General features: G+C 31.3%; 10 protein-coding genes. All 10 read right to left on the reverse strand.

Annotated elements, in window-relative coordinates; genetic code table 11:
* Positions 1-91: 91 nt before the first annotated feature.
* Positions 92-2,113: an excinuclease ABC subunit UvrB gene (gene uvrB, locus HPRAE_RS09735; protein WP_014554038.1), complete on the reverse strand. Its 2,022-nt coding sequence runs from the start codon at positions 2,111-2,113 to the stop codon at positions 92-94.
* A 795-nt stretch (positions 2,114-2,908) separates the two neighbouring features.
* Entirely contained in the window at positions 2,909-3,694 is a 786-nt protein-coding gene (locus HPRAE_RS09740; protein WP_014554039.1) for a PRC-barrel domain-containing protein, read from the reverse strand.
* A 140-nt stretch (positions 3,695-3,834) separates the two neighbouring features.
* Complete coding sequence (locus HPRAE_RS09745) at positions 3,835-4,677, reverse strand: carbohydrate ABC transporter permease (protein WP_014554040.1); 843 nt, start codon at positions 4,675-4,677, stop codon at positions 3,835-3,837.
* 117 nt (positions 4,678-4,794) lie between these two features.
* Positions 4,795-5,682 carry a carbohydrate ABC transporter permease gene (locus HPRAE_RS09750; protein WP_014554041.1) on the reverse strand — a complete coding sequence of 296 codons (888 nt, stop codon included), beginning with the start codon at positions 5,680-5,682 and terminating at the stop codon, positions 4,795-4,797.
* A 107-nt stretch (positions 5,683-5,789) separates the two neighbouring features.
* Positions 5,790-7,124, reverse strand: a complete 1,335-nt coding sequence (locus HPRAE_RS09755; RefSeq protein WP_014554042.1) for an ABC transporter substrate-binding protein — start codon at positions 7,122-7,124, stop codon at positions 5,790-5,792.
* A 376-nt stretch (positions 7,125-7,500) separates the two neighbouring features.
* On the reverse strand, positions 7,501-9,549 hold the full coding sequence (locus tag HPRAE_RS09760; RefSeq protein WP_014554043.1) for a methyl-accepting chemotaxis protein: 2,049 nt from the start codon (positions 9,547-9,549) through the stop codon (positions 7,501-7,503).
* Between the two features lie 237 nt (positions 9,550-9,786).
* Positions 9,787-10,428, reverse strand: coding sequence for a helix-turn-helix transcriptional regulator (locus tag HPRAE_RS09765; RefSeq protein ID WP_014554044.1), 642 nt, complete (start codon positions 10,426-10,428; stop codon positions 9,787-9,789).
* 183 nt (positions 10,429-10,611) lie between these two features.
* Entirely contained in the window at positions 10,612-11,775 is a 1,164-nt protein-coding gene (locus HPRAE_RS09770; RefSeq protein ID WP_014554045.1) for a dicarboxylate/amino acid:cation symporter, read from the reverse strand.
* A gap of 17 nt (positions 11,776-11,792) precedes the next feature.
* Entirely contained in the window at positions 11,793-13,067 is a 1,275-nt protein-coding gene (locus HPRAE_RS09775; RefSeq protein WP_014554046.1) for an L-cysteine desulfidase family protein, read from the reverse strand.
* A gap of 141 nt (positions 13,068-13,208) precedes the next feature.
* Positions 13,209-14,654 (reverse strand): Na+/H+ antiporter NhaC, encoded by a 1,446-nt coding sequence (nhaC, locus tag HPRAE_RS09780; RefSeq protein ID WP_014554047.1) that lies wholly within the window; start codon positions 14,652-14,654, stop codon positions 13,209-13,211.
* Positions 14,655-14,712 lie beyond the last annotated feature (58 nt).

Raw genomic sequence — 14,712 nt, forward strand, 5'->3', positions numbered from 1 at the left:
ACCTCTTTTATTGTTTTGTGATTAATTTCTTTTGTACCCGGTTATAATTATTTTTTTCACATTTTTTTCACATTTAATCTAATCCACTAATTTAATCCAATTTTGCTTCTAACTCTTCAATCTCATCTCGAATCTGAGCTGCGATTTCAAATTCTAAATTGTCAGCAGCAGTTTCCATTTCTTCTTCTAAATCTAAAATCAAATGTTGAATTTCTTTGCGGTTCATCTGATCATAGTTTTGGCTGTGATCATCAGGATCAGTATTAGACTGACTTTTATCATAATAACGGCTCTGATCTTCTGAAACCACCATATCTACTGGTTTAACAACATCTCTAACTGGCTTAATAATTGTTTCTGGAGTAATATTATTATCCAGATTATGCTGAATTTGAATTTTTCTTCTTCTTTCAGTTTCCGAAATAGCAGTTTGCATTGAATCAGTAATTTTATCTGCATACATTATTACTTTACCCTCAACATTCCTAGCAGCACGTCCAATAGTCTGAATCAAAGCACGTTGAGAACGCAAAAAGCCTTCTTTATCAGCATCTAAAATAGCAACTCGAGAAACTTCAGGTAAATCAAGTCCCTCTCTTAATAAGTTAATCCCAACTAAAACATCAAATTTTCCTAAACGCAAATCTCTAATTATTTCTGAGCGCTCAATAGTATCAATATCTGAATGCAAATAGCGGACTTTAATCCCAGCTTCAGCTAGATATTCTGTTAAATCTTCAGACATTTTTTTAGTTAAAGTAGTAACTAAAACTCTCTCTTTACTAGCCACAACTTGCCTAATTTCTTCTAACAAATCATCTATCTGGCTTTTAGTTGGTCTAATATCAATTTCAGGATCAACTAAACCTGTTGGCCGAATAATTTGTTCAACAATTTGTTGGCTGTGTTTTCTTTCATATGGCCCAGGGGTTGCAGAAACATAAACTGCCTGAGGTACAACCTGCTCAAACTCTTCAAAATTAAGTGGTCTATTATCTAAAGCAGATGGCAGGCGAAAACCATATTCTACTAATTTTTCTTTACGAGACCTGTCTCCAGCAAACATCCCTCCAATTTGAGGAATTGTCATATGTGATTCATCAATAATAACCATAAAATCATCAGGAAAATAATCTAAAAGGGCCATCGGTCTTGAACCAGTTTCACGGCCAGCTAAATGCCGGGCATAATTTTCAATCCCAGAACAAAACCCCATCTGCTCCAACATTTCTAAATCATAACGGGTTCTTTGCTCTAATCTTTGAGCTTCAACTAAGCGATTTTCTGCTCTCAAATCTTTTAAATGTTCTTCTAATTCAGCTGTAATTGTTTTAATTGCTCTTTCAACCTTATCTTCTGGAGTTACAAAGTGACTGGCAGGATAAATAGTCATTTCCTCAATTTCGGCCTGAACTTCACCTGTCACTGTATTAATTCTAGTAATTCGATCTATCTCATCACCAAAAAGCTCAACTCTAATTGCAATATCTCTATAAGCAGGGAAAATATCAACTACATCACCTTTAACTCTAAAATGTCCCCGCGAAGTATCCATATCATTACGACTATACTGCATAAAAGTTAAACTTCTAGTAATTTTTTTGCGATCCATAATTTTGCCAACTTTTAAATCTAAAGATAAATTTAAATAATCATCTGGAGAACCAAGACCATAAATACATGAAACACTTGCTACAATTAAAACATCTCTTCTTTCAAAAAGAGAAGTAGTAGCTGAAAGCCTCAATTTCTCAATTTCATCATTTACAGATGCATCTTTTTCTATATAGGTATCAGTTTGGGGAACATAAGCTTCTGGTTGATAATAATCATAATAACTTACAAAATATTCAACTGCATTATCAGGAAAAAATTCTTTAAACTCACTTGTTAATTGGGCAGCTAAAGTCTTATTATGAGCAATAACTAAAGTTGGTTTATTAACTTCTTCCACTAATTTAGCCATTGTAAAAGTTTTACCAGTACCTGTTGCCCCAAGTAAAGTCTGGTGTTGATATCCATTTTTAATCCCTTGAGCTAATTTTTCTATTGCTTCAGGCTGATCACCTTTAGGTTCAAAAGGGGCCTTCAACTTAAATTTACCCTCTCTCATTGTTTTTCCCCCTTATAAGCTAAAACTAAATAACTTTTTTTGTTAACTAAAATAATTATTCCACTTTTATCTAAAACATTCAAAGAAAACTCCATCTAAACTACTGTATTAAGTGGAGATGAATTTGGATAATATTTGTAAGGTTCAACACCTTCAAATATTCCAGTTAGTATGATATAATACTAATTACAAGGTTATAAAAATAGTAATGCTAACTCACAACCTGAGTTCAGCCCCTTGTCGTAAAAGTGAATATATGGAGTTGCAAACACTAATCCTTGTTTGTGTAAAATATTCAAGGTATCGCAGAATTAATGTATTCCCAGAATAGCTATATAGCTATGAGGGATAATGGGTTTGTGGACAGCCCCTAGTGAATAAGGTAATCTACATTTGTAGAGGAAACTTAAACTACAAACTTCACTAAAAAGCTACTAGTAATATACTTGTTTTTTTGAGTATATGAAGTATAGCGAAGCTCCATCTAAAATTTTAATTTAGGTGGTGAGGTTCACACTTTCTGTTTAAGCATAAATTAAAAGAAAATTTTTTTCAGTAAAATTCACACTATAGCTAAAAGTGAATATATGTTTAGTCATTTATTCTATTATAGCAATAATCATTACTGATTTAAAGTTTTATTTTAATAAATAAAGCTCTTCTCCTAAATCCAAAACAAGACTAAGATTATTTTTTAGCGATTTAAAATAATCTTTCTAAAAAAATAAACGACAAAAGCCTTTCATATCAAAAGACTTAGCCGTTTAATTAATTTTATTTTATTTTCAATTTCACTTAGAGCCAATATTTATGGTGATTATAATGGTCATAAAGTAGATCTTCATAGCCTCTACTAATTAATTTTTGATCTGCTGGCTGTTCATATTCAGGAGCATTTTCTATTTCTTTTTTATCTTTATCAACAAAAATTTCTGCTCCCTGCCAGCTAATAGAATCGATCCATTCAGGTGCAATCAAAACTGATTTGCCTGGAATATGATCTTTAGTATCAATTAGAAAATATCTAATTAACCAATTTTCTTCATCAACAAAAATATCTTCTAAATGACCAAATTTTTCATCTTGAGCATGAATTTTATAACCAGTAACTTCTTCTAAACTTCTTAAATTACTTTGTTTTTCTGCTGCAGCATTTTTTTCTGCTGCTTTTTCAGCATCTAAGGCTTTAATGTCAAGTAGCTTCTTTCTTTGTTGGAGACCAGCATGAATAAACTCACTGTCACTTGCATGGTGTTCTGACCAATAACCAGGCCAATCAAAATATTCTACTATTCTTTTTTCTTCCAACTGAGAAATAGGTTTATTTTTAGCAAGACTTGGAGAATCTTCAAGCTGAGATTTTTCTATATCTACTTTAACCATTTTTTGATCAAAATTTATTTCTAAAACCGAATGAGTAGAAATTAAATTTGTCTCGTGTTTTAGCCAGCTTCCTGTATCTAAAACTAAATATCTAAGTACAAGGTGATCTTGGTCAAAATAAAAATCATCAATTTCCCCCAGCTTCTCTTTTTTTCCCTGCACAGTAAAACCCTTAAGATCATGAAGCTTTCTTAACATTTTAAACACCTCTCTTTTATTTTTTAAAGCAATAGTTAAGCAAGTTCAGTTAAACAAATCCTTTTGTTAAAATTATAAATTTTATCTACTCTAATTACAAGTAGTTTAAGATTAAAATTGGATTAAATCCAGATTAGATTTTATTCTTTTAAGCCCTGAGTAGCAATTCCTTTCACAAAAAATCTTTGGGCCAGCAAAAAGACAATTAAAGTTGGAATCACAACCATAATTGTTCCAGCCATAATTAAGCCCCATTCTCTTTCAGCAGCACTAGCAAATAACATTCTAATTCCCTGCTGAGAAACTTTCATTTGATCTGAATTCAAAATAATTAAAGGCCATAAATAGGCATTCCACATTACTAAAAAATTAACTGTAGCCAAACCGGCTAAAGTTGGGCCAGATAAAGGAATTAATATTTGAAATAAGAAGCGCAAAGGTCCACAGCCATCAATTTGGGCTGATTCCATTAACGATTTTGGGATAGTTAAAAAATGCTGCCTCATTAAAAAAGTTGTTGTGGCACTAGCTAAAAAAGGCATTACTAAACCCGTATAACTATTAGTTAAGCCCAATTTGCTAACAAAATCGAAAAGTGGAACAACCCGAACCTGCATTGGCAGCATCAAGGTAAATAAAATTGAAAAAAACAGAATTTTTTTACCTTTAAATTTAAAATGAGAAAAAGCATAACCACTTAAAACTCCCAAAGTTAATTTGCCCAGCATCACAATTACAGAAGCAATTAAACTATTTGTCAATAATCTCCCCATATTTACCATTTCCCAAGCCCTCAGATAATTACCAAAATATAATTTATCTGGAAAAAAAGATGGGGGATAAGTAAAAACTTGGGCTCGAGTTTGTAAACTAATACTAATAGCAAACAAAATAGGCATAATAACTATAAAACTTAAAAAAATTAATAAAATATGGCTTAAAATTTTATCGACTAATTTCCTTGTAGATTGTGACTTCAACATAAATAAACATCTCCCTTATCTTATTCCTGCCTTTGACCAAACAAAATTAAAAATAATTAAACAACAGCTAAAACTTTAGCTCTATTTTTTAACTGAACAGATTTTAAAAATAATAATTTATTGATAATGAACCCCTTTACTGCTGTATTTAAAGTGAAAAAATGTTATAATCAAAACTAAAAATAGTAAAATCACAGACTGAGAAGCTGCCAGTCCCGGCTTGAAATTAACAAACATATCTCTATATAATTTATAAATAACTAAATTAGTTGCATTTGCCGGTCCTCCTTGAGTCATAATATCTATAATCCCAAAGGCCTGAAAGACAGTAAAAAGAATATTCATGATAATTAAATAAAAAGTTGTGGGAGAAAGTAAGGGGATAGTTATTTTTCTAAAAATTTGCCAAGAATTAGCGCCATCAATTTTGGCTGATTCATAAACACTATCTGGTATTGATTGGAGGCCAGCTAGAAAAAATATTATATTAAAGCCCATGTTTTTCCAGATAGTAGCGATTATAATTGCTATAAAAGCAAAAAAACCATTAGTCAACCAGGGAACCTGAAAACCAAAAAGAAAATTTAAAACATAATTTACATGACCAGCAACTGGATTTAACAAAAAGATCCAAAGTGAACCAGCTACTGTAGGGGAAATAGCATAAGGTATAAAAAATATTGTTCTATAAATGTGAATTCCTTTTAGCTTTTTATTTAAAAATATAGATAAAACAAGTGAAAATGAAAGCCCTCCAAAAATTGTAATTAAAACAAAAACTGCAGAACGTTCTAAACTTTCTAAATAAGCTGGATCAGTAAATAATTTTTTATAATTATCTAAACCAACATAAATAACTCGAGCACCGAAGGGAGCAGTTTTATATAAACTTAAAACAAAAGATTGAATAGTAGGCCAATAAAGAAATAAAAGCAAAATAATCATTGAAGGTATAATTAATAGATATGGGACTAAAAAATGAGCATTGTAATCTTGTTCTTGCAAAATAATTCCCTCCCGGTGTTTACTGACTAAACAAAACAACTTCCCTCCTGCTCTTAAAAGCAGAAGGGAAAAGTTTTGAATAAAAATCAATTAAGTCTAACTCAAGACTACTTGTAAAGAGAGTTATATTCTTTAAGTAGTTGATCAACTTTAGCAGCAGCTTCTGACATTGCTGCTTGAGGAGTCATATTAGCTTGCAAAGTTTCTTCAATAGCATTTTCTACTATTTGTCTAAGTTCAGGGAAACTTCCAACTAAAGCTCCTTGAGTAGCAGCAGATTTTTTACTTAATAAAAGCTGTAAAAAAGCAGTCATATGATTAGGATTTTGAGCAAAAAATTGCTTATTCATTTCTTTTTCTACTGCAGATTTAGTAACAGGAAAATATCCAGTCTGCTCAAACCAATATACCTGCTGTTCTTCTTCAGATAAAAAGCTCAAAAATTCCCAAGCAGCCTTTAATTCTGCTTCTGGATGATCCTTAAGTGCCCAGAGACTTGCTCCACCAATTACTACTCCACCTCTGTCAACATTTTCAGGCCGAGGTAAAAAAGCAGTACCCAGCTCATAACCAGAACTTTGAGCATTTTGACTAAAGTTTTTAACCTGAGCGGTAGATTCGATCATCATTGCAGCTCGCCCTGATAAAAATGCTTGTTTAGCTCCATCCCAACCACGGCCAGGATTTAACATAATCTCTTCATCAACCATTTCCTTCCACAATTCAATAAATCTAACCACTGGTTCTTGATCTAAATAAGATTCAGTTGCTCTAGCTGAACGCCCATTATTATTATTAACTAACAAGGCATCTTGGTTTGCTGCCATTTGCTCTACAAACCAACCAACTATTCCTAAAGTAAATCCATAGCGCTCAACATCTCCATCTTCATTTCTAATAGTTAGTTTTTCAGCATATTCTTTTAATTCAGCAAAAGTTTGAGGAGGATCATTTGGATCTAAGCCTGCCGCCTGAAAAGCATCTTTATTATAATATAAAATTGGAGTTGAAGAATTAAAAGGCATAGAATTTAATTCTCCATCTACTTGGTAATAATTAGAAACTGGAGTTAAAAATTTACCCCAATCAAAGTTTTTATCTTGAGCAACTTCGCGCCCCAATTCTTCAATTGGAATTATAATTCCACTATCTACCATTACTTGAGTTCCAATTTCATAAATTTGAACAATATGAGGAGCATCACCACTTCTTACTGCAGATTCTGTCTTAGTTAAGGTATCATTATAACTACCAGTATTTTGGGCCACAACTTCGATATTTTCATGTTCTGCATTAAACCTTTCAACTAAAGTTTCTGTAACCTCTAAATTATGACCACCCATTGCATGCCAGAAATCAATAGTAACTTTTTCTTGAGCTGCTGCACTAAAACTTAAGAGTAAAATCAAAGCCAAAACCAACAAAAAATTTAATTTTCTCATTGAATAATTCACTCCCCTTTATTATTTTAGCTAAATAAATAAAATTGAAAGCAAGACTTTTTTAATTTATTTCTGATCATAAAATCAAAGCTTTATTGTAAATAAATCAATTAAAATTTTAACTGACTCCAATTATAATTATACCACTTTAAAATTGTTTGTCAATTTAGAATATTAACTAAATTAAAACAAAAACTTATTTTGAATTAACATTTAACTAAATCATAAAGGTTCAAAGTTAAAAAGAAATGTCTAAAAAGTTAATTTAATGTTAACTTTAATTAGCCCCCAATTTAAGCAAAAAAAGAGCCCAACCTTTTTAGGTTAGACTCTTTTAACTTTAATTTACATATATAATTTTTAGCTTCAGCTCAATTTAAATTTTAAACTTATTTGAGATCTCAGCTAATTCTTCTGCCATTTCAGTTAATCTCTTAGCAGATGATACTATTTCTTCAGTTGAAGCAATCTGTTCTTCACTAGAAGCTGCAACCTCTTCCGAATTACCAGCAAAATCCTGACTGATTCGGTTAATTTCATCTACCTGAGATTCAATTTCTTGACTAGTATCAGATGCCTGCTTAATATTTTCAACACTATTAAAGATAATATTGATTAGCTTATCAATCTCTTCACTGATTCGATCAAAGATCTCTCCATTTTCATTAATCTTAGCAGAACTTTGATTAACTCGGTCAGTACTTTGATCCATTTGATCAACAGCCAAATTAACATCTTTTTGAATAGCACTAATTAATTTAGCAATATTTTCAGTAGCTTTAGAAGATTCTTCAGCTAACTCTCTAATTTCATCAGCAACTACTGAGAAACCACGTCCAGCTTCACCAGCTCTAGCAGCCTCAATTGCTGCATTTAAAGCAAGTAAATTAGTTTGACTAGAAACACTATTAATTAGCTGCACTATTTCTCCAATTTCTTCAGAACGCTGACCTAATCTTTCAATAACATCACTAACTTCTTTAGTATCTTTTTCAACTTTAGCAATCTGATCAATAGACTCATCAATTGATTTTTGACCAGTTTCAATTTCTTCTAAAACCTCACTTGAAACTTGATTCATATCTTGAGCTTGATCTTCTACTGATTTAACTTTAGATCCCAATTCATTTATATTTTTAGTTGCAGCATCTAATTTAGCTGATTGACTTTCAGCTCCATTTGCCACACTCTGAATTGCAATTCCTACTTCTTCAGCTGCTGTACCAACTTCATCTCCAGAAGCAGATAATTCTTCACTATAAGCTGCAACCTGTTGGGCCATTGACTGAATTTGCCCAATAATTTCTCTTAAATTATCAGTCATATTCTGTAAAGAAGAACCTAAACGGCCAAATTCATCTTCACGTTTTACAAATACTTCTGGAAGCTCAGCATTTAAGTTACCATCAGCTACTTTTTCTGCATGTGAGACAGCCATAGTTAAATAATTAAGCACTAATTTTTTAATAATAAAGTAAATTATCAATAAGAAAATCAACATTGTGATTACAGAAATAATAGAAGAATTAATTACACTTTGAGTAATTCCCAATTCTGACTCAGGTAAAGTTAAAATTAACTTTAAACCACTATCTCCTACTTCCTGATAAGAAAGCAAATAATCTTCTCCATTAATTTTAGTACTAATTAAACCTGGCTCATTAGCACTAATAATTTGATCTCCTACTGCTGCTAAAGAACTTTGAGAAGCAGTTATTTTAGTTTCCATTGGTTTATTTATATTCTGATTAACAATAAAGTTACCTTGGTTACTGATCACAAAGGCCTGACCATTTTCCCCAATTTCAAGCCCACCTACATATTCTTTCATATTTGCTAGTCCGATATCAAGTGTAACAACTCCAATAGCCTCATTATTTCTTCTAACAGGAGAAGAAACAGTAATCATTGGCACACCTGAGATTGGATCAGTATAAGGTTCTGACCAAACTGATTCTTGACCTAAACCATCTTGATACCATTCATATTGAAAATAATCTCCATCTTGATTACTGTATTCCCATGAAACCTGAATGGAATTGTTTTCTAAATATAAAAATGGTCCATAATATTCTTGATCCTCTACATACTCACCGGGCTCCATCCAAACCCCACCACCAACAATTAAATCATTACTCTGCATTATATCTTCAAAAAAATCAAATAATAAATCTTGATTATTACTTTGATCATTAACAATCAAAGCAGCAATATTTTCAGATCCTGTCTGGCTTCTTGTAAATTCATTGTTTAAATAACTAGATTCAGCCCTCATTTTCTCGTGTAGATAATTCTCAGCCTCACGCCTCATATTATCCCCATAATAACTACTACTAATATAAATTTGAACCCCGAATATAATAACTCCTGCCACAACTAAAAAAACCATCAATTTCGCAAATAAACTCTTTTTTAGTATATTCACAGAATCTTCTCCCCTCTTGAAATCCACTTTTTTAAAATAAAAGTAATATTAAATTAATGATAACATAACTTTAGTTTGCTCACAAGTCAGAGTTAACAATTTTCTACTTTTTTTGACAAATTAAAACAAATTATTTTTATTTTTTGTAATTTTCAGATATTTAAAACTAAAATTTTTGAGGATGAAAATAAATTATTCTTTTTTAAATTAATATATTTTCACCCCCAAAGCTTTTAATTAATCACTTAGATAACGATAAATGGTTGCATCTGAAGTATATAATCTATTTGCCACTTTAGAAACAGAATTTTTAAGTAAAAAGACTCCTTTTTCATCAAGCGTTTTGGTTATATTCTTTTTTTCATCAGCTGTCATTCTTTTGGGATGGACCTCTGAATTGCCAATAGAATTTTCAATAATTGAATCAATTAGTTCTTCAATCGAAGACGTAAATTGTTCTGAATAATCATTATTAGTTTCTGCTTTTTCTAATTCAGAACTTTGACCAATAAAAGAATCTAAAAGATCTCTTGCTTCAACAAATTTACTCACATCTATATTTATACAAAGCATACCCACAACTTTTTTATCTTTTTTAATAAAATAGGTAGATGATTTAAGTTTTTTACCGGCAAAGGTTTTACCAGTATAATTAGTTAAATAACCATTTTCTAATTTTTCTTGGTCTTTTAAAACATTTAGAGCTAAATCAGTTAAGGAATCACCAACCTTACGTCCACTAATCTGACCATTTTCAATAGCAATTACAGAATTTTCAAAATCTTCTAGATCGTGAAGTACTATTTCACAGTTTTTTCCCAAGACCTCAGCTAAAAATTTAACTAATGGTTTATACCGTTCAATACATTTTAGACTCAATTTTAATCCTCCTTTGTTTTTCTTATTTATTATTTGATTTAAAATAGATTATTTAAACTTATAATTAAAAGGAGCCAAAAAATAAATAGCGAAAATTTATTATATCATTATCTTAAGCAAAGAGCAAAAGCTCTAAAAAAATTAATTTTTACTAATAGACTTTTGCTCCTGGAATAAGTTATTTTATCTCTTCTTATTTAAACCGCTAAGCATCAAAGCAATAGCACCATCACCAGTTATATTACAAGCTGTCCCAAAACTATCTTGAATAGCAAAAATTGTTAAAACTAGGCCAACTCCTGTTTGATCAAAACCTAAAATTCCTGTTACTAAACCCAAAGAAGCCATCACTGTTCCTCCAGGAACTCCTGGAGCACCAATTGCAAAAATACCTAATAATAAAGCAAACAAAAACATTGTAGCTAATGGTGGTACACTTCCATATAAGACTTTAGAAATAACCATTACAAAAAAAGTCTCGGTCAAAACTGAACCACAAAGATGAATTGTAGCTCCTAAAGGAATTGCAAAATTTGTTATTTCTTTATCTAAAACTTTAGATTTTCCAGCTGATTTTAAAGAAACAGGTAAAGTAGCAGCACTAGACATTGTCCCTACAGCAGTTAAATAAGCAGGTAAATAATGTTTTACAACTTCTAATGGATTTTCACCTGAGATAAGTCCAGCAATAGAATAAAGTACAGTTAACCAGATAAAATGCCCAACTAAAACTAAAATAATCACTGTTAAGAAAACAGGTAAATGTTCAGTTATTGTTCCTTCATAAGCAAGTTCAGCAAAAGTTGTAGCAATAAAAAATGGCAAAATCGGTATAATTATTTTCTCAACTAATTTTAAAATCATAGCTTGAATCTCATCTAATAATGAAGCAACTTTTTCAGCTTTTGTCCAAGCAGCAGCTAAACCAACAAATAAAGCAAGAACCAAAGCACTCATCACAGGCATTATTGGTGGAATATCAAGTTTAAATATAATTTCAGGTAACTCTCTTAGTGCTTTTGTTTCTTCTGTTATATGTAAGTACGGAATAATTAAACTACCTGCTAAAATAGAGAACATCGCAGCTCCAACCGAAGATAGGTAAGCAATAGAAACAGCCTGCCCTAATAACTTACTTGCTTTTTCTTGTAATTTAGTAATTGAAGGTGCTATAAAACCAATTATTACTAAAGGAACTGAATAAAAAATCAATTGTCCTAAAACATATTTAATAGTTGATATAATCTGCATTAAACCCTGTTCTACAAAAACCCCCAAAATAACACCAATAGTAACCGCTATTAATAATCTAAAAACTAAATGATCAGTAATTTTTTTCTTTTTCATGCTCAAAACCCCCTTTTTTAATTAGCTTGCATTACTTTTAAAATAGCCTGATCTGTTTCTATCATTCCTGGCTGACAAACATAGGCTAAATTATCAATTAACTCTTCAAAACTAGCAGCTAAAATTCCATCTTTTTGAGGCACAGCTTTACCAGCAATGGCTAATTTAGCTGCGATAATACTCCAGTCAACAGCTGTAGCTACTTTGTAAGCACAACCTTCTTTAGCTCCATCACATACAATCCCGGTTAAAGAACCTAAAACATTTAAACTAGCTGCCAAAATTTCTTTTTCTCCACCTCCTAACAAATAAACAGTGCTGGCACTTACTCCAACACCAGCTGCCACTGCCACTCCACACATAGCAGAAAGGCTGCCAGTAGCCGTTTTAATATATAATGTTAATAAATTGCTTAAAGCTAGGGCTCTCAGCAATTTTTCATGACTAAGGTTTTTTGCTTCTACAACTACTGCATTTGTAATAAAATTAACAACTCCTTGATTCCCACTACCTGCACTAGTCATAATTGGGAGTTTACTGCCATTCATTCTTGCTTCAGAAGCAGCTGCAGCCTTCATTTTAGCTTTTGCTAGCAGATTATCATTTAAAAATCCACTTGCTATCAGCTCTTCAAATTTACTGCTCAAACTATTTTCGGTTTTTAAGCCTTCAGCAGCAACTTTCAAATTCATATCTACTCCCTCTTGCAAAAACTCTATTTCTGCTAAAGGAACTTCTTTAATATAAGTTAAAATATCGGCTAAAGAAAAATCTAAAATTGCTCCAAAATCATTTTTGCGATCAACCTCGATTTGATAAGTTTCAAATTCCAAATCAGCTTTTATTTTTTCAGTTTTAACTACATTTAAATGATTATCGATAATAATTACTCTGGCTTTTTCAGCAGCACTTAAAACCCTTGTTTCAATATAAATACCATTAACTTCTTCCATCACTTTTAAATTAATTAAACCAGAATCAATAATTGCTTGCGCTTTTTTGATATCAGCTTCAGTTACATTTTCAATTACTTCTAATTCTTTTTTATAATCTCCCCTTACTAAACTCAAAGCTGCAGCCATCATTGGCCCCTTATAATTTGTTCCCGGAATTCCAACTCGAGCCGCATTTTTATAAATATTAAGACTAACCATAATTTCTACTTTTTCAATTTCAGAACTTAATTCACTTTTGGCTTTAGCCAAAGCATAAGCAATTGCAATTGGCTCAGTACAACCTAAAGCAGGTCTAACACTTGCTTTTAATAATTTAGTTAATTCTCTGTTTTTCATAACTATTAACTCCTATTAAAATTATTTTAAACCAACAAACAAAAAAGCTCCATCTCAGATCAATATAATTATTAAAAATGAGATGAAGCCTACTACTATTATTCTTTAAGAACTACTATTTTCCTTTTAATAATTATAAATTTACTTAGAAACTGATTGTATTTCTTCTAAATTACTTCTATCAGATACTATTTCTTTACTTTCATCCAATTTGAAAACTGCTATACCTAAAAAGGCATAGATAATCGAAATTATTGGTGAAATAAAGGGAGTAAAGGTATAAGGAATATAACCTAAGCCGATATCTAAAATATTTTGAATATAAACTGAAACAACTCCCCAAGGTAAAACAGCACAACCTAAAGTTGCAGCTGATTCTAAAGTTCTAGATAAAACATTTGTCTTAATATTCATCTCTCTATAAGCTGGAGCTAATGTTCTACCTGGCAAAAGCATTGAAACCATCATTTCTCCAGTAGCTAAAAGCATTAAATAGGCAGAAAATAAAGTAGCCAAAATTAAATTTCTAGGATTTTTAATATATTTCATTACATGATTTAAAATGACTTCTAAAACACCTATTTTTTCTAAAATTCCTCCCATAGCTGTAGCAGCCATTATAATAGCTACTGTACTCATCATACTATTTACTCCACCTTGAGTTAAAAGACCATCAATTAATTCAACTCCTGTATTACTCGTATAACCATTTGCAGCTACATTAATTAATTGATTAAGACTAGCACCTTGAGTTATGACTGCAAAAATACTAGCAGTTAAAAAACTAGCTGTTAGTGTTTTAATCGCAGCAGTTTTGTTTAGAGATAAGATAATTACTATAACTGGTGGAATTAAGGTCCATAAAGAAATATTATAATTATTTTGAAGAGTAGTTAAAATTGTTTCAACAGTTTGGATATTTTCACCTGCTGTGGCAGCTATCCAATTACGTCCTATAAAAGTGTAAATAGCTAAACTAGTTAAGGCGGTAGGGATAGAAACATACATCATAGAACCAATATGATCAAATAATGTTGTGTCACTCATAGCGGCAGCAAAATTAGTAGAATCTGACATCGGAGATAGTTTATCACCAAAAATAGAACCTGAAACAACAGCACCAACTGTAATCGGCACTGGAACTCCTAATCCTTCAGCTACTCCAAGCATTACAATCCCCATTGTTGCAATAGTACCAAAAGAACTACCTATCAATAAAGAAGTTATTGTACAGAGCAAAAAAGCACTAGGTAAAAATATTTTTGGAGATAAAAAAGTTAAACCATAATAAACCATTGTCTGAATTGTTCCACCTAAAATCCAACTTCCGACTACCATTCCAATCATAATCAAAATCATCAATACACCAAGACTATTACTTACACCACTTATCATACCTTTTTGAATATCTTTCCATTTATACCCAAGGTATGTTGCAAACATGGCTGCAGTAATAGCACCTAAAACCATCGCTGTTTCTAAAACTAAAGCAGTATTGATACTAATTAGGATTATTAAAATAACCAAGGCTAAAGCAAAAATAGATTCTTTGAAAGTAGGTTCTCGCTTTTCCCTATCTTCTACCATTATTGTATACCCCTCTCGCTATATTTGCATTTTTCTTATTTTTCAGATTTTTTTAATT

Origin of the sequence: Halanaerobium praevalens DSM 2228, from assembly GCF_000165465.1 — a bacterium.
In the GTDB taxonomy this organism is placed as follows: Bacteria; Bacillota; Halanaerobiia; order Halanaerobiales; family Halanaerobiaceae; genus Halanaerobium; species Halanaerobium praevalens.